23 protein-coding genes are annotated in these 23,923 nt (G+C 62.8%); 4 read left to right on the plus strand and 19 right to left on the minus strand.

From position 1 onward, the window contains the following. Positions 1-32 precede the first annotated feature (32 nt). The 7 genes from NG898_RS13510 to ndk all read right to left on the minus strand — a co-directional run bounded on the left by NG898_RS13510 (position 33) and on the right by ndk (position 6,977). Positions 33-668, minus strand: a complete 636-nt coding sequence (locus NG898_RS13510; protein ID WP_147213485.1) for a YfgM family protein — start codon at positions 666-668, stop codon at positions 33-35. Positions 669-732: 64 nt separating this feature from the next. Then, positions 733-2,055, minus strand: a complete 1,323-nt coding sequence (gene hisS / locus NG898_RS13515; RefSeq protein WP_252692733.1) for a histidine--tRNA ligase — start codon at positions 2,053-2,055, stop codon at positions 733-735. A 96-nt stretch (positions 2,056-2,151) separates the two neighbouring features. Then, entirely contained in the window at positions 2,152-3,438 is a 1,287-nt protein-coding gene (ispG, locus tag NG898_RS13520; RefSeq protein ID WP_252692734.1) for a flavodoxin-dependent (E)-4-hydroxy-3-methylbut-2-enyl-diphosphate synthase, read from the minus strand. A gap of 49 nt (positions 3,439-3,487) precedes the next feature. Next, positions 3,488-4,570, minus strand: a complete 1,083-nt coding sequence (locus tag NG898_RS13525; RefSeq protein WP_252692735.1) for a RodZ domain-containing protein — start codon at positions 4,568-4,570, stop codon at positions 3,488-3,490. Continuing rightward, positions 4,563-5,360, minus strand: a complete 798-nt coding sequence (gene pilW / locus NG898_RS13530) for a type IV pilus biogenesis/stability protein PilW (protein ID WP_092971461.1) — start codon at positions 5,358-5,360, stop codon at positions 4,563-4,565. The genes NG898_RS13525 and pilW overlap by 8 nt, the downstream gene beginning before the upstream one ends. Then, a complete protein-coding gene (gene rlmN, locus NG898_RS13535) occupies positions 5,357-6,508 on the minus strand; it encodes a dual-specificity RNA methyltransferase RlmN (RefSeq protein ID WP_092971462.1) in 1,152 nt (383 codons plus the stop codon). Before rlmN ends, pilW begins: the two co-directional genes overlap by 4 nt. 43 nt (positions 6,509-6,551) lie before the next feature. After that, positions 6,552-6,977, minus strand: coding sequence for a nucleoside-diphosphate kinase (ndk, locus tag NG898_RS13540; RefSeq protein ID WP_045204261.1), 426 nt, complete (start codon positions 6,975-6,977; stop codon positions 6,552-6,554). A 368-nt stretch (positions 6,978-7,345) separates the two neighbouring features. Between ndk and NG898_RS13545 the strand changes: the two genes are divergently transcribed. Continuing rightward, positions 7,346-8,047, plus strand: coding sequence for a Bax inhibitor-1/YccA family protein (locus NG898_RS13545; protein WP_252692736.1), 702 nt, complete (start codon positions 7,346-7,348; stop codon positions 8,045-8,047). Positions 8,048-8,131: 84 nt separating this feature from the next. Here the strand turns inward: NG898_RS13545 and rlmD are convergent, their stop codons facing one another. Continuing rightward, positions 8,132-9,484: a 23S rRNA (uracil(1939)-C(5))-methyltransferase RlmD gene (rlmD, locus tag NG898_RS13550; RefSeq protein ID WP_252693440.1), complete on the minus strand. Its 1,353-nt coding sequence runs from the start codon at positions 9,482-9,484 to the stop codon at positions 8,132-8,134. Between the two features lie 160 nt (positions 9,485-9,644). Here rlmD and NG898_RS13555 point away from each other — a divergent pair, with 160 nt between their 5' ends. Continuing rightward, entirely contained in the window at positions 9,645-10,508 is an 864-nt protein-coding gene (locus NG898_RS13555) for an endonuclease/exonuclease/phosphatase family protein (protein ID WP_252692737.1), read from the plus strand. A gap of 34 nt (positions 10,509-10,542) precedes the next feature. Here NG898_RS13555 and rpoS read toward each other — a convergent pair whose 3' ends face one another. From rpoS to surE, 4 genes are read right to left on the minus strand one after another with little or no spacing between them, the layout of a single operon-like run. After that, positions 10,543-11,679 carry an RNA polymerase sigma factor RpoS gene (gene rpoS, locus NG898_RS13560; protein WP_252692738.1) on the minus strand — a complete coding sequence of 379 codons (1,137 nt, stop codon included), beginning with the start codon at positions 11,677-11,679 and terminating at the stop codon, positions 10,543-10,545. An 8-nt stretch (positions 11,680-11,687) separates the two neighbouring features. Then, a complete protein-coding gene (locus NG898_RS13565) occupies positions 11,688-12,515 on the minus strand; it encodes a peptidoglycan DD-metalloendopeptidase family protein (protein ID WP_252692739.1) in 828 nt (275 codons plus the stop codon). 1 nt (position 12,516) lies between these two features. Beyond that, the gene (locus NG898_RS13570; RefSeq protein ID WP_252692740.1) at positions 12,517-13,461 is read right to left on the minus strand and encodes a protein-L-isoaspartate(D-aspartate) O-methyltransferase; all 945 of its coding nucleotides are present in this window, start codon (positions 13,459-13,461) and stop codon (positions 12,517-12,519) included. 15 nt (positions 13,462-13,476) lie between these two features. After that, the gene (gene surE / locus NG898_RS13575) at positions 13,477-14,232 is read right to left on the minus strand and encodes a 5'/3'-nucleotidase SurE (protein ID WP_252692741.1); all 756 of its coding nucleotides are present in this window, start codon (positions 14,230-14,232) and stop codon (positions 13,477-13,479) included. A gap of 211 nt (positions 14,233-14,443) precedes the next feature. On the opposite strand from surE, the gene NG898_RS13580 reads away from it, so the two are divergent. Continuing rightward, positions 14,444-15,418, plus strand: a complete 975-nt coding sequence (locus tag NG898_RS13580; RefSeq protein ID WP_252692742.1) for an NADPH:quinone oxidoreductase family protein — start codon at positions 14,444-14,446, stop codon at positions 15,416-15,418. A gap of 76 nt (positions 15,419-15,494) precedes the next feature. Here NG898_RS13580 and NG898_RS13585 read toward each other — a convergent pair whose 3' ends face one another. From NG898_RS13585 to NG898_RS13615, 7 genes are all read right to left on the minus strand, one after another. Further along, positions 15,495-16,601 (minus strand): alkene reductase, encoded by a 1,107-nt coding sequence (locus tag NG898_RS13585; RefSeq protein WP_252692743.1) that lies wholly within the window; start codon positions 16,599-16,601, stop codon positions 15,495-15,497. A gap of 98 nt (positions 16,602-16,699) precedes the next feature. Continuing rightward, complete coding sequence (locus NG898_RS13590) at positions 16,700-17,329, minus strand: TetR/AcrR family transcriptional regulator (protein ID WP_252692744.1); 630 nt, start codon at positions 17,327-17,329, stop codon at positions 16,700-16,702. Positions 17,330-17,420: 91 nt separating this feature from the next. Then, complete coding sequence (locus NG898_RS13595) at positions 17,421-18,212, minus strand: ABC transporter permease (protein WP_252692745.1); 792 nt, start codon at positions 18,210-18,212, stop codon at positions 17,421-17,423. Between the two features lie 23 nt (positions 18,213-18,235). Further along, positions 18,236-19,048, minus strand: a complete 813-nt coding sequence (locus NG898_RS13600; RefSeq protein ID WP_252692746.1) for an ABC transporter ATP-binding protein — start codon at positions 19,046-19,048, stop codon at positions 18,236-18,238. Between the two features lie 64 nt (positions 19,049-19,112). Further along, complete coding sequence (locus NG898_RS13605; protein ID WP_252692747.1) at positions 19,113-20,162, minus strand: ABC transporter substrate-binding protein; 1,050 nt, start codon at positions 20,160-20,162, stop codon at positions 19,113-19,115. An 89-nt stretch (positions 20,163-20,251) separates the two neighbouring features. Beyond that, positions 20,252-21,460, minus strand: a complete 1,209-nt coding sequence (locus tag NG898_RS13610) for a CaiB/BaiF CoA transferase family protein (RefSeq protein WP_252692748.1) — start codon at positions 21,458-21,460, stop codon at positions 20,252-20,254. Positions 21,461-21,482: 22 nt separating this feature from the next. After that, a complete protein-coding gene (locus NG898_RS13615) occupies positions 21,483-22,397 on the minus strand; it encodes a LysR substrate-binding domain-containing protein (RefSeq protein ID WP_206275381.1) in 915 nt (304 codons plus the stop codon). 164 nt (positions 22,398-22,561) lie between these two features. On the opposite strand from NG898_RS13615, the gene NG898_RS13620 reads away from it, so the two are divergent. Next, positions 22,562-23,920 carry a carbohydrate porin gene (locus NG898_RS13620; RefSeq protein ID WP_252692749.1) on the plus strand — a complete coding sequence of 453 codons (1,359 nt, stop codon included), beginning with the start codon at positions 22,562-22,564 and terminating at the stop codon, positions 23,918-23,920. Positions 23,921-23,923 lie beyond the last annotated feature (3 nt).

Below are 23,923 nucleotides of genomic sequence, written 5' to 3' on the forward strand. Positions count from 1 at the left end.
TGTTATGCGTTGAATTGCTCGGGTTACGCCAGTTAGGCACCGCCCAGGGCATCCAGCTTGAACTGCACGATCTGGCGAGCCGAAGCATCAGCCGGACCGAACTTCTCCAACGCCAGCTTGTAAGCAGCGCGGGCGTCTTCGTTCTTGTTCTGCGCGGCCAGCAGATCGCCGCGACGATCGGCGTACAAGCCAGCGAAGGCCGGAGCAACGTCGCCGGAGACTAGCGCGATGCCCTGATCGTAGGCTTTCTCGTCGAGCAGAAGCCCAGCCAGGCGCAGCTTGGCGAGCGCCTTGTACTCATCGTCGCGCGCATGATCGACCGCCCATTGCAGCTGCGCCTTGGCGCCCGCCGCATCGTTGGCTTCGTACAGCGCCTTGGCCGTGGCCAACGCGGTCATCTGCGCATAGGCCGTGCCGCCAAACTTGTCTTCCATGTCAGTGGCGGCTCGCTTGATCTTTTCAGCGTCCTTGCCATCAACGGCCTTCTGTACCTGCTCGTACAGCACGGACGCTTCGCCCGCCTGCTTGCGCTGCCAGTTCTTCCAACCGAACCAACCGGCCACGGCCAGCAGCACAACGATGGCGATCCACGTGATCACGTTGCCGTTATCACGCCACCAGTGCTTGAGACTCTCTATCTGTTCCTGTTCTTCGAGATCGTAGGCCATGCTTTGCAGAGCTTGAATATTGGAAGTGAATCGCGGTCGTTCGCTGGCGAACGCACTGCCGCGGTTAGTCGTTGTTGGCCACCATGGCATCGATCAGGCGGTCGACCAGCTGGTCCGACGGCACGGTTTGCTGGGCATCCGCGGTCGGATCGCCACGCAGCGGCTTGATCTGCGCAACACCTTGGGTGACTTCATCGTCGCCAATGATAACCGCATAGGATGCGCCACTTGCGTCAGCACGCTTGAACTGCGACTTGAAGCTGCCGTTGCGGCCTTCCGGCGAGGCGTGAAGGATGACGTCGAGGCCGGCGTCGCGCAGTCGCTCTGCCGCGATCAGCGCCTGCACCTGCGCTTCATCCCCCTGATGAACGATGTAGACGTCACAGCCTTGCGCTTCGGGCTCGAGCTTTTCCTCGCGCAACAGTTCGATGATGCGCTCCACGCCCATCGCCCAGCCACATGCGGGGGCAGGCTTCCCGCCGATCTGCTCGATCAGCGGGTCATAGCGGCCGCCGCCGGCCACGGTGCCTTGCGCGCCCAGCTTGTCGGTCGTCCACTCAAAGACGGTGAGGTTGTAGTAATCCAGGCCGCGCACCAGACGCGGGTTGATGGTGAACGGAATGTTGTTCGCCTTGAGCAGCTTCTGCACACCTTCAAAGTGCGCGCGCGATTCGTCGCCCAGGTAGTCGATCAGCTTGGGGGCACCTGCGGCCATGTCCTGCAGCGCTGGGTTTTTCGTGTCGAGCACGCGCAGCGGGTTGGTGTACAGGCGGCGCTTGCCGTCCTCATCCAGGATGTCTTGGAAGCCTTCCAGATATTTGATGAGATCGGCGCGGTGAGCAGCGCGCTCTTCCGCCTGACCGAGCGAGTTCAGCTCCAGCTTCAGGCCGACCAGGCCGAGATCGTCCCACAGGCGCTGGCACATCAGGATGACTTCTGCGTCGATGTCCGGGCCCGCAAAGCCAAGCGCTTCCACGCCAACCTGATGGAACTGGCGATAGCGACCGCGCTGCGGACGCTCGTGGCGGAACATCGGGCCGGTGTACCACAGGCGCTTCGGGCCGTCGTACAGCAAGTTGTGCTCAATCACGGCGCGCACGGCGGCAGCGGTGCCTTCCGGGCGCATGGTCAGCTGTTCGCCGTTCAATGCGTCGGTGAAGGTGTACATCTCCTTCTCGACAATGTCCGTCACCTCACCGATGCCACGCACAAACAATTGCGTCTGCTCGACGATCGGCGTGCGGATCTGCTGGTAGCCATAGGCGCGCAGCATGCTGCGCACGGCGTTATCGAAGTGCTCCCACAGCGGGGCGTCACTGGGCAGCAGATCGTTCATGCCTTTGACGCCGGCGATCTTCTGCACGCGTAGTTTTTGTGTATCGCTCATGATGTCACGTTGAAAGCCTGCCTCTCGCATCTACCTGAATGCGGGGCCGACCGATCGTTTCTTGCTCTGGCTTCGGGCTTCGAAGCCTGTGCCGCATTAGACCGTCGCTGGGGTCTGTGCGCCGTAATGCGTGCGCACGTACTCGTCGACGATCGTCTGGAATTCTTCTGTGATGCGCTCGCCGCGCAGCGTTTTCACCTTCACGCCGTCAACGAACACCGGCGCCGCCGGCGATTCGCCTGTGCCTGGCAGCGAAATGCCGATGTTGGCGTGCTTGCTCTCACCGGGGCCGTTGACGATGCAGCCCATCACGGCCACGTTCATCTCTTCGACACCGGGGTACTGCATTTTCCACGTCGGCATCTGCTCGCGCAGGTACGACTGGATGCGTGCCGCCAGCTCCTGGAACACCGTACTGGTCGTGCGCCCGCAACCCGGACACGCGATCACCATGGGCGTGAAATTGCGCAGGCCCATGGTCTGCAGAATCTCTTGCGCGACGATGACTTCCTTCTCGCGTGGCGCACCCGGTTCCGGCGTGAGTGAAATGCGGATCGTGTCGCCAATGCCTTCCTGCAACAGCACCGACAACGCCGCCGTGGAAGCGACGATGCCCTTGCTACCCATGCCGGCCTCGGTGAGGCCGAGGTGCAGCGCGTAATTGCAGCGACGCGCCAGCTCGCGGTACACGGCAATCAGATCCTGCACGGCCGAGACCTTGCACGACAGGATGATCTGGCTGCCTGGCAAGCCCAGCTCTTCGGCCTTTTGCGCGGACTGGATCGCCGAGGTAATCAGCGCCTCGACCATCACAGCGCGTGCATCCCACGGCGTTACACGCTGCGCGTTCTCGTCCATGATGCGCGCAAGCAGATCCTGATCGAGGCTGCCCCAATTCACACCAATACGCACTGGCTTGTCGTAGCGGCAGGCGATCTCGATCATCTGCGCGAACTGCGTGTCGCGCTTGGCACCCTGCCCGACGTTGCCCGGGTTGATGCGGTACTTGGACAACGCCTGGGCACACTCCGGATAGTCCTGCAGCAGCTTGTGGCCGTTGTAGTGAAAATCCCCCACCAGCGGCACATCCACACCCATGCGGTCGAGCTGCTCGCGGATGGCCGGCACCGCAGCGGCGGCGGCCGGTGTATCTACTGTGATGCGCACCAACTCAGAGCCTGCACGCGCAAGTTCCTTCACCTGGATTGCGGTACCGATGGCGTCCGACGTATCGGTATTCGTCATCGATTGCACACAGACCGGCGCGTCTCCGCCGACATGCACAACGCGATCGCCCCAGCGGATTTCGGCCGCGCGGGAGTTCCGGCGCGGCAATGGGCCCACCAAGGCTGGAGCGCAATCGAGAGGCGTGGTAATTTCCATGATCAGACAAGACGTACCGCCCGCAGGCGCCACGTCATTACAAAACGGTTCAGGGCAACGTGGCCCGTGCCACGCGATTGCGGGCGTACTTCTGGAGATCGACGGTGGCACCGCCCACGGCCAGCGACTCAACGGCTTCCGCATTGCCGAAGACGACCTTGAAGGGCGGCGTACCGGTCAGATCGCGCGCGTCACCTTCCTTGGAAATGCCACTGGCGAGCGTCTTCCCTGTCTTGTCCTTGATCTCGTACCAGGACGAACCGGAGAAGCGTACCGAGACCGTGCCTCCGCCCGATTCAGCCGGCTTGGCGGTTTCTGTCGGAAGAGTAGCGACCGGAGCGTCGACGTTGATCACAGCCGGTTTGGCACCCGCAACGGCTACAGCGGGCGTCGGCGCGGCACTATTGTCCGAACGCGGCAGCGTGGGCGGCGGCGCCAGCGGCGCAGTCACCACACCGGAGGCAGGAGCGGCCGGCGTAACAGGCGTCAACGGTGTCGGCATCGAAGCAGCCGGCGTTTCTGCGGGCGCCAGCTCAGCCGCTGGAGCCACTTGCGCGGGCGCGGCTTGCTCCACTGCCGGTGCTTCCTTCGCGGTGGAGTCGGCGTTTTGCGTAGCCGCGGTTTGCGTGGCAAACCACTGCTTGAGACGGTCCATACCGGCCAGCGCGCCGGCCGCCACAATCACCGCAACGAGCACGCCGATCAGCCAGCGGCCACTGCCGCTCCGACGCTTGGCAAAGCTCGGTTTGTCGGAGAACGATTCACCCAGCCCACCCTCAGGACGCAAGCCGATGTTGGTGACCGGCGCACGCGCATTCAAACGCGCAAGCTGATCATCGACATTGACCTGCAACGCGCGTGCATAGGCACGGATGAGCCCCTTGGTAAACGTCATGTCGGGCAATGCACCGACATCTGCCGATTCCACCGCCAACAACTTGCCCGGCGCCACTTTCAATCGCGTGGCCAGATCGTCGACCGTCAGACGCTGATGCTCACGGCCGCCGCGCAGGCGTTCGGCAATCTCGCGCAGCGCTTCGTCGCGCTCCGGCGACGCGGCTGCAGGCGGATTCGAGGCAGGCACCGTCCCATGAGAGAAGTCGGCAGCGCTTGCCACGTCGCGATCAGTCATCCCAGGCTCCTCGTTCGAATGCCGCCTCTTCGGGCGCATTGGGGAAGCGACGCTGCAATTGCGCGCTCCATGCGTTCTGCTGTGAAGTGTCGCCAAGGCGGCGCGCGATGCGAGCGCCCAGCCACAGGCTTTCCGCCGTCGCATTGCCCCGGCCATTCACACGTTCGATAAACGGCATGGCACGCGCATATTCGCGGCGTTTGTAGTAAAGCTGCGCCAACGTGAGATTGGTCAGCAGATTGTTTGCGTCGATGTAGGTGGCGCGCGTCAGACTCTTCTCCGCGCCGTCCAGATCGCCCTGACGCATCTGGCAGACGCCAAGGTTCGTCCACGGTTTGGCGGGGCTGCCGGCGGCGGGCGCCTCGATGGCCTGGCGCAACATCGCCATGCCTTGATCTGGCTTGCCTCCTTGCGAGCACAGGAACCAGCCGTAGTTGTTCAGCAGGTCACCATCTTGCGGTGTTGCGGCCAGAGCGCTGCGGAAACTCTCGTCAGCCTGTTCGCGTTGACCGAGATTCATATAAGCCAGCGCACGGATGTGATACGCGTTCGGGACATTCGGATCGATCGCGATGGCGTTCTTGATTTCCTCTAACGCTGTCGCACTCTGGCCGGCTTCCAAATACTGCGTCGCAAGTTGCAATCGGATCGCGGCGCGACGGCCAGCGTCGGCCTTTTGATCGGGTACGGTCGTGACTTCTCGTGTCTGTGTCTGGACCGGCGGCGACAATGCGCACCCGGCGGCTGCCAGCGTGAAGACCAGACTGACAGCTGTCGACCAACGCTTCATGCGGTACCCATGCGGTGAGTTGAGTCGGCCCCGACCACGGGGATCTCGACGATCTTGCCGAACTTGCCGCGCTCGGCCAAGCGCGTACGGTCTTTGACCTCGCCAGCGAGCTGACCGCAGGCTGCATCGATATCGTCGCCCCGCGTCTTGCGGATGGTCGTGACAATACCGGCATCCAGCAACACTTGTGAGAAGCGGCGGATCTGCTCATTGTTCGAGCGCTTCAACCCTGATTCCGGGAACGGGTTGAACGGGATCAGATTGAACTTGCACGGCACGTCGGCCACGACGCGCAGCAGTTCACGGGCGTGCTCGACGGTATCGTTGACCCCATCGAGCATGCAGTATTCAAAAGTGATGAAATCGCGCGGCGCGAATTCAAGATAGCGGCGACAGGCAGCCATCAGTTCGGCCAGCGGGTACTTCTTGTTGAGCGGCACGAGCACGTCGCGCAGCGCATCGTTGGACGCATGCAGCGACACAGCAAGCGCCACGGGCACATCGCGCGCAAGGCGGTCCATCATAGGAACCACGCCGGAGGTAGATACCGTTACGCGCCGGCGCGAAAGGCCATACGCGTTGTCATCCAGCATCAAAGCCAGCGCCGGCACCACGGCGTCGTAGTTCAGCAGTGGCTCGCCCATGCCCATCATCACCACGTTGGTGATGACGCGGTCGTCCTTGGGGCCGCGACCGAGCTGCTTGCGCATGGCGAACTCGGCCATCCACAGCTGACCGATGATCTCGCCAGTGCTGAGATTGCGGGAGAAACCCTGCTTGCCGGTTGAGCAGAACCGGCAGTTGACGGCACACCCCGCCTGAGACGATACGCACAACGTGCCACGCGTCTCTTCGGGGATGTAGACCGTCTCGACGGCATTGCCCTGCCCCACGTCGACCAGCCACTTACGCGTGCCGTCCGACGAGAGGTGATCGGTAATGACCGCCGGTGCCTGGATGTTGGCGCGGGTCGCGAGCTTTTCGCGCAGCGACTTGGCGAGATCGGTCATCTCGCCAAAGTCGGACGCGCCCGACTGGTGAATCCAGCGCTGCAACTGCTTGGCGCGAAACGACTTCTCACCCAGGCTCTCGCAGTACGCGAGAAGACCCTGTGCGTCGAAATCGAGAAGATTCACCACATCGCTCATGACTTGCAACCCAAAACCACCAATCCCAGTCTAGTGTTGACGCTTAGCGGCTGTAAATGTTCAAGCCCGGGAAGAAGAAAGCGACTTCCACAGCAGCCGTTTCAGCAGCGTCCGAACCGTGCACGGCGTTGGCGTCGATGCTGTCGGCGAAGTCGGCGCGGATCGTGCCCTTCTCAGCCTTCTTCGGATCGGTTGCACCCATCAGGTCACGGTTCTTGGCGATTGCGTTTTCGCCTTCCAGCGCCTGCACCATCACGGGGCCCGAGATCATGAAGTCCACCAGATCCTTGAAGAACGGGCGCTCCTTGTGCACGGCGTAGAACTGCTCGGCTTCTGCGCGCGACAGGTGGATCATCTTGGCCGCGACGACCTTCAGGCCTGCGCCTTCGAAGCGGGCGTAGATCTGGCCGATAACATTCTTGGCCACGGCATCCGGTTTGATAATCGACAAAGTGCGTTCGAGCGCCATCAAAAACTCCAAAAAATGAAGGTGTTACGTGAAAGATAAACGTTAGATTATAACACGGGAGGGAGCCAGATTGGATGTCAAGCGGTGCAACCCGATGCCACGCATGTCGAGAGAGAAAAGAGGTGCAGCAATCACTTCACCCTGAACAGGCTGCCTTTCGATGAACGCGCCTTAGCATCCCCTTATTGGGCGCACGAAAAGTCACCTGCGAAGGGTATTTTCCGCCGCGATTGTCCGCCAGCGACCGGAACCGCGTGGCATGCTGACTCTCCAAGTAAGGACGATGCGGCTTGCAAAAGCCGACTTCGGATGCCACATTCGCTGTGTCGTCGCATTGTCTGCAATGTCATTCACCCCAAGGAGTTCGCATGGACAACCAACTCAACACGTACGGTTTTGGCGCTTCCGGCACCGCCGGCGCGTTGGCCGTCCGCAACCGCGTGCTGCGCAATACCTATTGGCTGCTCGCGCTTTCCATGATCCCCACCATCCTCGGTGCCTGGATCGGTGTCGCTACTGGCTTCAACCTGATGGGACGTAACCCGCTGATGGGTTTCGTCATCTTCATGGCAGTGGCCTTTGGCTTCTTCTACGCCATTGAGCGCTTCAAGAACAGCGGCGTCGGCGTGGCGCTGCTCCTCGGCTTCACGTTCTTCATGGGGCTGATGCTGTCGCGGCTGATCGGCATGATCCTGGGCTTCTCGAACGGCGCGTCGCTCATCATGACGGCGTTCGGCGGCACAGCGATCATCTTCGGTGTGATGGCGACGGTGGCCACAGTCAGCAAGCGAGATTTCTCGGGCCTGGGCAAGTGGCTGTTCATGGGCGTGCTGGTGCTGATTGTTGGCTCAGTGGCCAATATCTGGCTGCAACTGCCGGCGATGATGCTGACGATCTCGGTGCTGGCCATCGCGATCTTCTCTGCCTACATCTTGTTCGACGTGCAGCGTATCGTGAACGGCGGCGAGACCAACTACGTGACCGCCACCCTGGCGATCTACCTGGACGTCTACAACATCTTCACGAACCTGCTGGCAATCCTGGGCATCTTTGGCGGCAACCGCAACTAAGCTTGATCGCTGCGGCTAATGAAACAAAAAACCGGCGCCAAGTGCGCCGGTTTTCTTTTGCACGCAAGACTACGTGATTGGCGATCAGTCGCGCTCGAATACCGCCATCGATTCCACGTGCGATGTGTGCGGGAACATGTTGACCACGCCCGCACCCGCCAGCCTGTAGCCCGCCTCATGCACAAGCAAACCCGCATCGCGCGCCAGCGTCGCCGGATTGCATGACACGTAAACGATGCGCTTCGGCAGCAGATCGGCCGCCTCACCGCCACGCTGAGACAGCTCAGCCAGCGCCTTGGATATAGCCAGCGCGCCTTCGCGCGGCGGATCGATCAGCCAACGGTCAAACTTGCCCAGCGCGGCAATATCATCAGCCGTCACTTCGAACAGATTGCGGCAAGCGAATGTCGTCTTCGCGTCCAAGCCGTTGTGCTGGGCGTTGGCAAGCGCACGTGTCGTCAGCGCCTCACTGCCTTCGATACCCATAACCTCGCGGGCACGCGTGGCCATTGGCAGCGTGAAGTTGCCGATACCGCAGAACAGGTCGAGCAGCCGATCATCCGGTTGCGCATCGAGCAGCTTCAGCGCCCGCGACATCAGCGCCCGGTTGATCTGGTGATTGACCTGCGTGAAATCCGTCGGCTTGAACGGCATGGTGATGCCGAACTCTGGCAGCGTGTACGTCAGCGTACGATCGAGCGGATGGAACGGATAAACCGTATCCGGCCCCTTGGGCTGCAGCCAGAACTGAACGTTGTGATGATCGGCGAAAGCGCGCAGTTCCGCCTCATCTTCAGCAGTGATTGGTTCGAGGTTACGCAACACCAGCGCGGTCACGTCCTGGCCGACGGCCAGTTCAATCTGCGGCATACGCTGGACGATTGACAAGCGCCCCACCAACTCGCGCAACGGCACCAGCAGCGCGGACACGTGCGGCGGCAACACCTCGCACGACGTCATGTCCGCCACATAGCTGCTTTTGCGCTCGTGAAAACCCACCAGCACGCCGCCTTTAGCCGCAACATGACGCACGGTCAAACGCGCGCGATAGCGGTAGCCCCAATCGGGGCCAGCAATTGGCCGGAATACCACGTCTGGACGCAGCTTAGCCAAATGCCACAGATCGTCTTCCAGCACGCGCTGCTTGATTGCAACCTGCGCACGCGAATCCAGATGCTGCATCGAGCAGCCACCGCACACCCCAAAGAACTTGCACTGCGGCGTCACGCGCGAAGCGGACTGGCGCAGAATGTTCACAACGCTCGCCTGCTCGTACGACGGCTTGACGCGGTGACTGCGGTACATCACCCGCTCACCCGGCAACGCGCCTTCCACGAAGACGACCTTCCCCGGCGTGCCATCCTCGTTCATCAGACGCCCGACGCCGCGCGCTTCGCCATCGAGCGAAACGATTTCCAACGGGCCAGCCACGGGCATTTCGGGTTTACGTCGGCCGCGGGGCTTGGCCGCCGGCGTGTCCGGCGCAACCGTTGCTGGAGCAGAAGAGGAAGGCGTGACGTTGGGTGCAGCTTGAGACACGAGCGAGCCTGGGCAAAATAAGGACAAGGGCGGCATTGTAAGACACTGGAGGACCAGCATGGGCACCGTCATCCTGACGTGGAATATCCAGTGGGGCCGCGGCGTCGACGGGCACGTCAGCCTCGAGCGCCAACTCATGCGAGCCCGAGCAATGGCCGAATTCGACGTGCTGTGCCTGCAGGAAGTCACCTCCGGCTTCAGCGATCTGCCGGGCCGACCTGATATCGACCAATGGAGCGAACTCGCCGACGCGCTTGGCAGCGGGTACACCATCATCTGCGGGTTCGCGCTGGAGCGGCAAAACGGCACGCGTGTACAGCGCTTCGGCAACGCCATTGCCACGCGCCTACCCGTGCATTACATCCGACGCCACGCATTGCCCTGCCCGCCCGATGCTACGCCGTACATGCCACGCATGGCCATTGAGGCGATCGTCCAGGCGCCGTTTGCTGCCTTGCGCGTCGTTACAACGCATCTGGAGTATTACTCGGAGCCTCAGCGTGTGGCGCAGATCGATGCACTGCGAGCCATCCACGCGGAAGGTTGCGCGCGTACGAATCAACCATCCGTGCTGGGCACCGAGCCCGAAGCCGGGCCTTTCCGCCCGCTTGCGCAGACGTCAGCAACCATCGTTTGCGGCGATTTCAACTGCAAGCCGGATTCGACGCCCAAGCGCCTGGCCACCGTGCCATTCACTCACGAACCCGCTTTGCATGATGCGTGGGAGATTGCGCACGGCGCAACGCCTCAACCGCCGACTTTCGGTGTACACGACCGCGCCGGCTGGACCGAACCGGCCTATGCGTGCGATTTCACGCTGATCAGTGAGCCACTGAAGCCGCGGGTAGTGCGCGTGGAAGTCAACAGCGCCACGCAGGCGTCGGATCACCAACCGATGCTGCTGGAGCTGCGGAACGACTGAAAACAGCGGAGAAAGAAAAAGACGCTGCGGCGCTTTACAGCACCGCGTCTTTGCGCACGCCTTGCGAGGCGAAATGGCGCTTAAGCTTGACCAGCGCCTCTTGCTGAATCTGGCGTACGCGTTCGCGGGTCAAACCCATCTCGGCGGCCAGTTCTTCCAGCGTTGCAGGCTCAATGTAGTTAAGGCCAAAGCGGCGCTCAACCACGTAGCGATGTTTGTCGGACAAGCGTGCGAGCCACGACTTCATCAACTGCGACAGCTCGCGATGTGCCACCTCCTGATCGGGCGAGGCACCATGCTCGTCCGACAAGAAATCAAGCAGGCTCGTGCCGGGATCAAGATCGAACGGCGTATCCAGTGAAGTCGTGTGCTCGTTGAGCGAGAGCACGTCCTGCACTTCCTCCGTGGTCTTGCCGAGCAGATGGGCGATGTCTTCGAGGCTTGCGTCACGGCCATCCACGCCACTCTTTTCCAGATGGCGCTTGGCGCGTAGCACCTGGTTGAGCTCGCGAATTACGTGCACCGGCAAACGAACTGTGCGCGCCTGATTCATGATCGCGCGCTCGATGCTCTGGCGGATCCACCACGTTGCATACGTGGAGAAGCGGAATCCGCGTTCCGGATCGAACTTTTCAATCGCGTGCATCAGACCCAGGTTGCCCTCTTCGATCAGATCGAGCAACGGCACACCGCGGTTCAGATAGCCCTTGGCAATGCTCACGACCAAGCGGAGATTGCGCTCGATCATGACTTGGCGCGCGGCAAACTCGCCCGCCTTGGCCAACGTCGAGAAATGCAGTTCCTCGGCCGGGGTCAGAAGCGGCTTGATGCTGATGCGATTGAGATAGTGCTGAACGGTGTCGGCGGCCAGTTCGGCCTGCAGCACCTTGCGGAAGTCTTCCTCGGGTGCGGCTTCCTCGGCCTCTTCACCTTCTTCCTCTTCTTCATCGGGCTCGTCGGCACTGTCCGACGTGTCATTGAGATCGGCAGAATCGGAAGCAGGCAGGTCGTCGACCAGCGCGTCGACGACTTCGATTTCTTCAGCAGGGGGCTGTGCCTCGCCGCGCGCACGCCGTCCCGCACGCCCATTCGGGGTGCGCTGACCCTCTACAGCAGCGTCGATGTTGTCATCGGCGGGGGTGACGGGCGTGGCGGCTTTCTGGCGCGGCATGCATTCCTCTATTGAGGCGGCAAGTAGCGCATCGGATCGACCGGCTTACCGTTGCGGCGCACTTCAAAATGAAGCTTCACGCGGTCCGCATCGGTACTGCCCATTTCGGCGATCTTCTGCCCTTTCTTAACCGTGGATTGCTCGGTGACCAGAACCTTATCGTTGTTGCCGTAGGCGGTCAGGAACGTGTCGTTGTGTTTGATGATGACAAGATTCCCGTACCCACGCAAGGGTCCAACGTGGATCACTTTTCCGTCGTCGGCAGCGACCACCGCGTCACCACGTTTGCCACCAATGTCGATGCCCTTGTTGCTCTTGTCATCGAAACGGTTGATGAGCGAGCCGCGTGCTGGCCAGGCCAGCGAGATTGCGCCGTCGCTTGCCCCGGCAGGAGCACTGGACGACGCTGCGGGCGGCGGGGTCACCGGCGTGGATTCGACCGGCTGCGTAGTCGTATTGGCCGGGCGAACCGGCGTGACAACGGCCCCGCTGCTGCTGACATCCGCATTCGGCGGAACAACGCGCAACAGCTGATCGACTTCGATCTGGTTCGGGTTGGCGATGTTGTTCCAGGCCACCAGGTCTCGCGGCGCCTGGCCGTTACGCAAGGCGATGCTGTACAAAGTATCGCCACGCTTGACTCGATAGTAGCCGGGGGGCGGCGGCTCCTGCGACACGGTGCCAGTGCTGCCGGCACGCGAGGTGCGGTCGAGAACAGGGGCCTGGTTGCCGGAGGATGCGCAAGCCGCCAGTAGTGCGGCCGACACCATCGCCACGGCGAGCCGGCCTGCGCGTGCGGGGCTTGGACGGTTCATGGAGCTCCGGGAAATGAACATGCTAAACAGTTCCTGATTTTAACGGGACAAAGAAAACGCCTTCAAGCGCGGTACTGTGAAACTGGAAGCGGCTGCGGCGCTCGATAAGAACGAGCTGCTGCGCGGGGCCGCTGTTGCGATCGGTAGCCACCGGAGCAATCAGCCGGCCGCCGACGGCCAACTGATCGAGAAGCGCCTGCGGCACCTCCGGCCCTGCCGCCGCCAGGATGATGGCGTCGAACGGCGCGGCCTTCGGCAGCCCCAGCATGCCGTCGCCATAGTGCAGACGGATGTTTGGCACGCGGAGTGGCCGCAAGTTCGCTTTGGCTTTTTCGTGCAGCGGACGGACGCGCTCGATCGAATACACCTCGTCGGCGAGCTGCGCCAGAACGGCCGCCTGGTAGCCGCAGCCGGTGCCGATTTCCAGCACGCGAGCGAGCGGCATGCCAGTGCCGCCGGACCGTCCACTCAACAACAACTCGATCATCCGCCCGACCACTGACGGCTTCGATATCGTTTGCTGATGGCCGATCGGTAACGCGGAATCCTCATACGCCTGCGAGGCAAGGCCGGCATCGACAAACAGATGTCGCGGGACCGTGCCAATTGCAGCGAGCACCCGCTTGTCAATCACGCCTCCGGCCTGCACACGGCCAACCAGCGCCTGACGCGCACGGTCAGAAGCCATGCCGCCGGCAGCCGCGTGCGCTGCCGCTGTGCGTGCCTGTACAGCGCTCGCGGCGACAGCGCCGACAACAGCGTCGACACCCGCCACACGCTGTGGCGCGGGCGCAGGAGCGGATGCGGGCGACGCGCGCTCAACGGATGCCGCACGCACCGGCGTGGGGCGCGACACTGCGCTTACCCCCGACGAGATACGCGTTTCACGCTGGCGTTCCACAGGCTTGCGCTCGACCACAGCATCGAGCGTCAACGGAAAGCGCCGGTCGCGCGGGCGTTCAGACATGAGCCACCGTGGCGATCATGGCGTCTGCCAGCGGCGCATGGTGCGCAGTTGGGCCGTATCGGTCAGATCGAGCTGCAGCGGGGTCAGCGAGACGAACCCGTGCGCGACGGCATGGAAATCGGTGCCCTCGCTGGCGTCTTTCGCATCGCCGGCGGCACCGACCCAGAAGATCGGCTCGCCGCGCGGATTGGCCTGGCGAATTACCGGCTGCGATTGGTGACGCTTGCCAAGACGCGTCGCACGCCAACCGGCAAGCTCGCCATACGGCAGATTCGGGATATTCACGTTGAGCAGGACGGGACCATCCAGCGGATCGGACAGATAGCGCTCGACCACCTCGCGGGCAATGCGCTCGGCGGCGTCGAGGTGCGTCCAGCCCTTGTCGGCCTGCGAGAACGCAATCGACGGAATACCGAACAGATGGCCCTCGATGGCAGCGGCGACGGTGCCGGAATACAGCACGTCTTCGCCCATGTTCTGGCCCTGGTTGATACCGGAGACGACCAGGTCGGGCTTCTCTTCGATCATGCCGGTAAGCGCGATGTGCACGCAATCCGTCGGCGTGCCGTTGACGAAGCGAAAGCCCTTCTGGGCACCGTCGCTCGCTTCGAACACCGAAAGCGGGCGCTGCAGCGTGAGCGAGTTCGACGCGCCGCTGTGGTTCTGCTCTGGTGCGACCACCGTCACGCGGCCCAGCGGGCTCAGCGCACGATGCAGCGCCGCGAGCCCGGGCGCGAGGTATCCGTCGTCGTTGGCAATGAGAATATGCATGGCGCGGATTGTAACCGAGCAACGTTCGCGAATCGTGCTCGCGCACACGTTCTGCACGCTTACAAAAAATGCATCGACAAGCCGCACGATTCATCGCATCCGGTTAAATCGAACGACCGTGCTTTTATTCGGTTACACTGCCAGACGAGATCGCGTGCAATGCATGCGAGATGGCGAACAATCCAACGCAAGACTGTTGAGGAGACACAAGATGAAAGCCGTCGTCTGCAAGACCTGGGGCCCGCCCGAATCGCTGGTGATCGAAACGCTGCCGGACCTCTCGCCGGGCGCCGGCGAAATCGTGATCGACGTAAAGGCCGCGGGGGTGAATTTTCCTGACGTGCTGATCATCCAGAATAAGTACCAGTTCAAGCCGGAGTTGCCGTTTACGCCCGGCTCGGAAGTCGCGGGCGTGGTCAATGCGGTAGGCGAAGGCGTGTCACACCTCAAGGCCGGCGACCACGTGATCGCCTTCCTTGGCCAGGGCGCCTTTGCTTCACAGGTGAAAGCATCGGCCAAGGTGGTGATGCCGATGCCGCCTGGCATGGCGTTCGACACCGCCGCCGCATTCACACTTACGTACGGCACGTCGCACCACGCGGTGGTCGATCGCGGGCAACTGAAGGCTGGCGAGACGATGCTTGTGCTCGGCGCGGCCGGCGGCGTTGGACTGGCAGCCATCGAGATCGGCAAGGCGATTGGCGCGCGCGTCATCGCGGCGGCGTCGAGCGACGAAAAGCTGGCGGTCTGCAAAGACCACGGCGCCGATGCGCTCATCAACTATTCGACCGAAGACCTGCGCGAGCGCATCAAGGAATTGACCGACGGCAAAGGCCCGGACGTGATCTATGACCCCGTCGGCGGCATCTACGCGGAACCGGCCTTCCGTTCGATTGCCTGGCGCGGCCGCTATCTCGTGGTCGGATTTGCCAACGGTGAGATTCCGAAGATGCCACTGAACCTGGCGCTACTCAAAGGCGCGTCGCTGGTCGGCGTGTTCTGGGGCGAGTTTGCTCGTCGCGAGCCGAAGGCGAATCTGGCGAACATGATGCAGATGCTCGGCTGGATGCAGGAAGGCAAGATCCGTCCGCATATCTCGGCGCGCTATCCGCTGGAGCAGACGACACAAGCGCTGCTGGACATGGCGGCGCGCAAGGTGACGGGCAAGGTGGTGATCCAGCCTTAAAGAACGCACGCGCTGGAGACAAAAAAGCCGCGCAGGTTGATCACCTGCGCGGCTTTCTCTTTGGTGCAACGGATTATCAGGCCGCTTCTTCCAGCGTCGGGTAGTCGGTGTAGCCCTTTTCCTGGCCACCGTAGAACGTTGCGCGATCCGGCTGGTTGAGCGATGCGCCGGCACGGAAGCGCGCCACCAGATCGGGATTGGCGATGAACGGACGACCGAACGCAACGGCATCCGCCAGACCGGAGGCGATCATCTGCTCGCCCTCTTCCGCCGTATATTGGCCGCACACGATGAGCGTGCCCTTAAAAGCGTCGCGCAGTTGCCGGCGGAAATCGTTGGTCAGCTCGGGACCGCCGGCCCAATCCGGCTCGGCAATGTGCAGATAGGCGATGCCACGCTTGGTCAGCTCGCGGGCGAGGTACAACGCGCTTTCTTCGGCCTGTGCGTCGGCAATGTCGTGCGCGACGAAGTGCGGCGACAGGCGGATGCCGACGCGGTCTGCGCCAACCTCCGCGATAGCGGTATCGACAACTTCGAGAATCAGTCGGGCGCGGTTTTCCAGGGAACCGCCGTATTGGTCGGTGCGCTGGTTGCTGTTTGTCGACAGGAATTGGTGCAGCAGGTAACCGTTGGCGGCGTGGATTTCAACGAAATCGAAACCTGCACGGCGTGCACGCAGCACGGCTTGACGATATTGCGCGATAACGCCAGGGATTTCTTCCATGGCGAGCGCGCGCGGCTCGCTGGTCGGCACATTGGCGGGCGTGCCGTCGGGCTGCACGACAAAGCTCTGTGCGCCCTTTGCGACGATGGCCGACGGCGCGACAGGTGCCTGGCCATTTTCCTGCAGCAACGTATTGGAAATGCGGCCCACGTGCCAGAGCTGTTGCGAGATGCGGCCGCCCTTGGCGTGCACGGCGTCCACCACCGCCTTCCAGCCGGCTTCCTGTTCGTCGGTGTACATACCCGGCGTCCAGGCGTAGCCCTGGCCCTGGCGGGAAATTTGCGTTGCCTCCGTCACGATCAGGCCAGCGGTTGCACGCTGCGCGTAATAAGTCACGTTCAGCTCGGTCGGCACGTCGCCTGGCTGACCCGCGCGCGAGCGCGTGAGCGGCGCCATCACGACACGATTGGCGAGAGTCGTACGGCCGGTCTGAATCGGGGACAGCAGTTGTTGGGTCATATCAGCTCCTGAAAGAGAGACTATTCGACCGGTCATCTAGAACCGGAATCAAAGAAAAAGCGAGGAACATGCCTCGCCGGCAATGGTTTGGGTTGCAATCAGTGTTTCGGCTTGGCCAGCAGGATTTCAGTTTGCGCCACACAGCTCTTGAATGCGGCGACCGTGCGGTGCGCCTTGGCCAACAGCGCGCCGCCCATCCACATGGCGTACAGCCCTTCGGCCAGCTGACGCGCATCCTCCACAGGCGCTAAGGAACCGTCGGCGACGCCTGCCTCGATTGCCGTGGCGATGCGCTCGACCATGCGCGTCATCCCCGTCGACAGCACCTTGCGCATCGGCTCGGACAAATCCGATACCTCCCCCGACAGCTTGACCGCCAGGCAGGTGACCTCGCATGCGCTGCGTTCATGCAGATCGATCCAGGCCATGAAATAGCGCAGCAGCCGCTCGCGGGCGGTGATGCGCGTGTCGTTGAACAGGCTCACAACGCCCGTGTCATAGTCCTGGAAATAGCGCTCCAGCATGGCGACGCCAAAATCTTCCTTCGACCCGAAGTAGTAATAGAACGAACCTTTGGGCACTTGTGCGCGGCCGAGGATTTCAGCCAACCCGACGGCCGAAAAGCCGCGCCCGAGGATCAGCTCGGCACCGGCGTCCAGAATGCGGTCGCGGGTGTCGTGCCGGGCTTCGGCGCCTTCAGCGGTGACGGGTTCGGGGTGCTTGCTCATGATGGATGGCATTGTAGTAGACCGACCGTCTAGTCGCATGACCCTGCTCACGGCAGGGTCGATGTGACGCTTGCGTCGTTAGCGCGCTCGCTTAGAGCTTTTCAGTCTCGCCGCTCTTCGGTTGCCAGCGCATCAGGCGTTTCTCCATCAAACCGACGAGCCAGTCGAGCACCAGCGCAAATACCGTCAGCACGACGATGCCTGCAAACACGGTGTTGATGTCGAAGGTCCCTTCGGCCTGGAGGATCAAGTAACCGACACCGCGCGCCGAGCCGAGATACTCCCCCACCACCGCCCCGACGAAGGCCAGGCCGACCGACGTATGCAGCGATGAGAACACCCAGCTCGTCGCGCTCGGCAGGTAGACAAAGCGCAGCAGTTGCCGCTGCGATGCGCCCAGCATGCGCGCATTGGCCAGCACGACCGGGCTCACTTCTTTCACGCCCTGGTAGACGTTGAAGAAGACGATGAAGAACACCAGCGTCACCGCCAGCGCGACCTTTGACCAGATGCCCAGTCCGAACCACACGCCGAAGATCGGCGCCAGGATCACCCGCGGCATCGAGTTGGCCGCCTTGATGTACGGATCAAGCACCGCCGAAGCCGCCGGGCTCAGCGCCAGCCACAGGCCTGCGCCCAAGCCGGAGGCCGTGCCGATGGCAAATGCCAGCACCGTCTCGGCCAATGTCACGCCAAGGTGCTGATAAATATCGCCTTCGGTAACGAACCACGCCCAGACGCGCTGGGCAACGATGATCGGTTCTCCGAAGAAGAACGCAACTTCCTGCGAGCGCGTGGCGAAGTGCCATACGCCCAACGTGACGACCAGCAGGCCAAGCTGCCAGGTGCGCAGCGCGAATGGAGAAAGCGGACGGTTAGCCATGGATGCAATCGATCAGATTCAGGTCAAGCCACGCGGCGGTGCTGCGCATAGCCCTTGAGCACTTCTTCGCGCAGCACATCCCAGATGCGCGAATGCAGGTCGACAAAGCCGGCCTGGTCACGAATCTCGGCCACATCGCGCGGGCGCGGCAGGTCGATGGTGAATTCGCCGATCGGGTGCGTGCCAGGGCCGGCAGCCAGGACGACCACGCGGTCACTCATGGCAATGGCTTCGTCCAGATCGTGCGTGATGAACAGCACCGCCTTTCGTTTAGCAGCCCAGAGATCGAGCACCTCGTTCTCCATCAGCTGGCGCGTCTGAATGTCGAGCGCCGAGAACGGCTCGTCCATGAGGATGATGTCAGGATCGAGCACCAGCGTTTGCGCCAAGCTCACGCGCTTGCGCATGCCGCCGGAAAGCTGATGCGGATAGCGGTCTTCAAACCCTGCCAGACCCACGCGCGCGAGCCACGACATGGCAAGGTCACGCGCTTCCTTGTCCGGCATGGCTCGAAACTGCAGCCCGGCCATCACGTTGTCGAGCGCGCTGCGCCATGGCATCAACGCCTCTGCCTGGAACATGTAGCCGGCGCGACGATTGATGCCGAGCAACGGCTCGCCAAACACCCGCACCTGCCCGGAAGACGGCTGCAACAGGCCGGCAGCCAGATTCAGCAACGTAGATTTGCCGCAGCCGGTCGGGCCCACCACGGAGACGAACTCGCCGGCATGCACCTCCAGCGAGGTGTTCTGCACGGCGGTGTAGCGCTGGCCCGGCGTGTCGGGTGAGATGAACGTACAGGTGATCTGATCGAACGAAAGCGCGGGATGGGACATGGTCTGCGGTCCAAAAGCAATGCGCCCGGGCGAAACCGGGCGCGTTGCTGAAAGCCTGTCGAAATTACTTGTACTTGGCGTTGGCCTTCTGCACGAAGGTATTGGTGAAGGTCTGGTCGAGCTTGATCTGCTTGCCCCTCACTTCCGCATCAAACTCCGACAGCGTGCGCAGTGCCGTGGCGGGGCCGTCGGCGGGCATCGTGCCGTCTGGCGAGATGGCTTCGCGCACCTTGTCCCACGCCGCCAGATACAGCGCGCGGTCGCCCAGCAGATAGGCCTCCGGCACCGTCTTGACGATGTCCGACGGGCCCGCCTTCTGCAGCCACTTGAGCGCGCGCACCATGGCATTGGTCATCGCCTGCGTCGTGTTCGGATTCTTCTGAATGAACGCGGTGGATGCATACAGGCAGCCGGCCGGCATGTTGCCGCCGAAGACTGCCTTGGTATCGGCGAGCGTGCGGGTGTCCGAGACCACGCGCACTTCATTCTTCTGCGTGAGCATCGACATCACCGGATCCAGGTTGGCCAGGGCGTCGATCTGGCCGGCACGCACGGCGGCAATCGCCCCGCTGCTCGGGCCCACGCCGATGATCGACACTTCGTTCGGCTTGATGCCAGCGCGCGCCAGCACGTAGTTGACCATGATGTTGGTCGACGAACCCGGAGCCGTCACGCCGATCTTCTTGCCTTTCAAATCGGCAATCGACTTGAAGTTGGGCATCGTCTTGTTGTTGACCGCCAACACGATCTGCGGTGCGCGCCCTTGCAGCACGAACTCCTGGTACATCTGGCCCTTGGCCTGCAGCACCAGCGTGTGCTCATACGCGCCGCTCACCACGTCGGCGCTGCCGCCGACCACCGCCTGCAGAGCTTTTGCACCGCCGGCAAAGTCGACGATCTCAACGTCCAGGCCTTCGTCCTTGAAGTAGCCCAGGCGCTCGGCAATCGTGAGCGGCAGGTAGTAGAACAGCGCCTTACCGCCCACCGCAATGGTGACCTTGCTCTTTTCAGGTTTGCCCTGTGCCAGAACGGCTGGGCTGGCAGCCAGCAGGCTTGTCGCGCACAGTGCTGCGCCCATCCACTTTGCCCAGCGCCCAATGACTCGTGTCCCCATGCCTGTCTCCTGTTCTGTGGCGTTCACTGCCTTGGCGGCGATATTACCGCAACGATTTGCAACACAACATGCGGGATCGTCCTAGCTGCTTAGCTTTTGGCTTCGGCAACGATGCCCTGCGAAACGAGCGCGTCGATCTGCGTATCGGTGAGGCCGTGGCCGCGCAGGACATCCCGCGTGTGCTGGCCCAGGCGCGGCGCGCTCGCCTGCACAGCGCCCGGCGTGGCAGAGAGTTTGGGCACCACGCCCGGCATCTCCACATCGATGCCCGACTGCGCGCGCACCGTTTCGATCACGCCGCGCGCCCGATAGTGAGGGTCTGCGGCAATGTCGGCGACGGTGTAGATCGGGCCGCTGGGCACCTCGGCAGCATGCAGCGCGGCCAGCACATCGGCGATGGGCAGCGTGCCCGTCCAGGCGTTGATGGCGGCATCGATTTCGTCCGCCCGGGCGGCGCGGCCGTCGTTGCGGGCCAAATCGGGATCGTCGGCCAGATCTTGCCGGCTCATGTGTTGCATCAGGCGGCGGAAAATGTTGTCACCGTTGGCGGCAATCAGCACGTATTCGCCACCGGCACAGCGGTACGCGTTCGACGGGGCGATGCCCGGCAGCGCCCCGCCCGCGGGCTGGCGAATTGCGCCGAACACGGAGTACTCGGGCAGCAGACTCTCCGTCAGGTTGAACACGGATTCATACAGCGCCACGTCAATCACCTGCCCCTTGCCGCCACGCGCATCGCGTTCGTACAAGGCCAGCAACACGCCTAGCGCGCCATGCAAGCCGGCGATCGTATCGCCAAGTGACAGCCCCGCACGTGCAGGCGGCCGCCCCGGCTCGCCGGTCAAATAGCGCAGGCCTGCCATGGCTTCAGCAATGGCGGCAAAGCCGGGTTCATCGCGCTTGGGGCCCGTCTGGCCGTAGCCGGACACGCGCAGCATGATCAGCTTCGGATTAATGGCGGAAAGCGCCTCGTACGACAGCCCCCACTTTTCCATCGTGCCTGGGCGGAAGTTCTCGATGAGCACATCGGCTTCGGCGGCCAGCTTGCGTACGACTTCCTGCCCTTCCGGCACACGCAGGTCGACACAGACCGACTGCTTGTTGCGCGACTGCGCCTCCCACCAGACCGACGTGCCCTCATGCAGCATCCGCCATTTGCGCAGTGGATCGCCCTGGCCCGGCGGCTCGATCTTGATGACCTGCGCGCCAAAGTCGGCGAGCGTCTTGGCGGCAAACGGCCCGGCAATCAGTTGCCCGAGTTCGAGCACGCGGATGTCCTGCAAAACCTGTGTCGGCATGGTCGTATAGAGAGCGTTGAATTCAGAGTGCGGCGGGGTTGCCGAGCAGATGCGTCATCAGCAGGCGCGCGGAGCTGGTCAGCGCATCGGGGTCGCGCACGCCCACCAACAAGCGGCGATGAGCCCATTCGTCTTGGAGCGCCACGAGCGCCAGACCGGCGCCCGGCAGGCTCGATACATGCCCTTGTGCGGCGATGCGCGGCAACACGCCCACGCCCAGGCCAGAGGCCACCATCCGGCAGACGGCTTCGAAGCTGCGCACCTGGATGCGCAGGCGCAGCGGCTTGCCCAAGCGAAGACTTTCGTCGACCAGTTGCGCGGCCAGCGACGTGCCCGGCGGCAGGCTGACGAAATCGAAATCCACGGCGTCGGCAAAGTGGACCTGCTTGCGCCCGGCCAACGGATGACCGCGCGGCGTGACCAAGGCGAGATCGTCTTCGCGGTAGTCGAACGATTGCAGCCCGTCGCACGGCGTACCGGCCGCGAAGATGCCAAGGTCTGCGCGATTCTCGCGCAGCGCGGCAACGATGTCGCCGCTGTCCTGCTCCTCCAGCGCGATGCGGATGGCCGGGTTGGCGAGCATGAACGCGGCCAGGTCATCGGCCAGGAATTGCGTAATCGACGAGGTATTGGCCCACACGCGGACCAGCCCGCGCGTGCCGGCAGCAAAGTCAGACAGCGCACCGGCCATACGCTCTACATCCTGCAGGATGCCGACGGCGTGGCGGAAGCATGCTTGGCCGGCCTCAGTCAGCTCCACGCCCGCGGCGTGGCGATACAGCAAGGGCGCGCCCACGGCGGCTTCCAGATCGGAAATCCGCTTGCTTGCCGCGGCCACTGCCAAGTGCGATTGGCGGGCCCCGGCCGAGATGCTGCCCAGCCGGGCCACCGCCACAAACAGGCCGAGGGTGACGAGATCGAAGCGGGCGAGATTCATCGTGCAGAGCTGAAGGTGGGAAATACACAACATCGGAGGTGACATCGGGGCACGTTCCGTGCGTGTTTCATCTGACCGTCACCCGCCCACGTTTAACATGGCGGACTTTTGGCCGTTCCCGAATCCGAAAAGGGATTCTAACGGCGTTCTCCCTGCTTGCTGCCATGTTGCTTCCGTTCCGTCTTGCCCGCCTGACCGCCCTGTGCGCCCTCTCCTTGAGCGCCAGCCATGCCTTGGCAGCCGAAAGCAGCACGAGCGACACCGCCAGTTGGGCGATCAACGATCCCGACCGCTTTGCCGTGCATGGCCAGGCCACCTACGTGTGGCAGCACGACCTGTCGTTCCACTCGCCATACAGCGGGCCGAACAGCCTGTCGGGCAAATCCACCACCAGCTATTCGGTCACGACCACGCTCGATCTGGGTATGCGCCTATGGCAAGGCGCTGAAGTGCACATCAATCCGGAAATGGCGCTCGGTCAGCCCTTCTCAGGTCTGCATGGCCTGGCCGGATTCACCAATGGCGAACTGGCCAAAACCGCCGGCCCAAACCCGACGCTCTACCGCGCACGCGCCTTCTTCCGCCAGACGGTCGGCCTGGGCGGCGGCAACGAAGAGCGGGAAGCCGCGATGAATCAGTTTGCCGGCCAGGTCGACAAGCGTCGGCTGGTCTTCACGGCAGGCAATTTCTCGGTGCTGGACGTGTTCGACGGCGTGACCTACGCGCACGACCCCCGCACGCAATTCCTGAACTGGTCGTTCCTCACGCATGGCGCATTCGACTACGCCGCCGATGCGCGTGGCTACACCTGGGGCGCGGCCTTGGAGTATTACGACGGCGACTGGGCTTACCGCATTGGCCGCTTCATCCAGCCCGAAGAGTCCAACGGCCTGCCGCTGGACACGCGCATCGGCCGCCACTACGGCGATGTTTTTGAAGTGGAGCGCAGCCACACGCTTGCCGGTCAGCCCGGCAAGCTGCGCGTCATGCTCTTCCGCAACCGGACCAATATGGCGCGCTACGACGATGCCCTCGCCCTTGGCCAGTCGACGGGCAGCGCGCCGGACATCAGCCTCGCGCGACGCGACAACACCAAGGTCGGCATCGGTATTGGCGGCGAACAGCAGATCAACGATGACATTGGCGTCTTCGCACGCGCATCGTGGGCAGATGGCAAGACGGAAACCTACGCCTTTACGGAAATCGATCGTTCGGTGTCGTTCGGCACGCTCGTCAAGGGCAGCAAATGGGGACGTTCGGAAGACACGGTGGGCCTGGCGGCGGCCATCAACATGCTGTCGCCGGACCACCGCCGCTACCTGCAGCAAGGCGGCGTGGGCGTATTTCTGGGAGACGGCAAGCTGAACTATGCGCCCGAGCAGATCCTCGAGGCCTTCTATAGCTTCCAGGCGGCCAAGCACCTGTGGATCAGCGCCGACGCTCAATGGATTCGCAATCCCGGCTACAACGCGGACCGCGGTCCTGCCGTGTTCTTCGGTACGCGGCTGCATACCGAGTTCTGAGGT

This window comes from Ralstonia mojiangensis (assembly GCF_023955645.1).
Lineage (GTDB): Bacteria > Pseudomonadota > Gammaproteobacteria > Burkholderiales > Burkholderiaceae > Ralstonia > Ralstonia mojiangensis.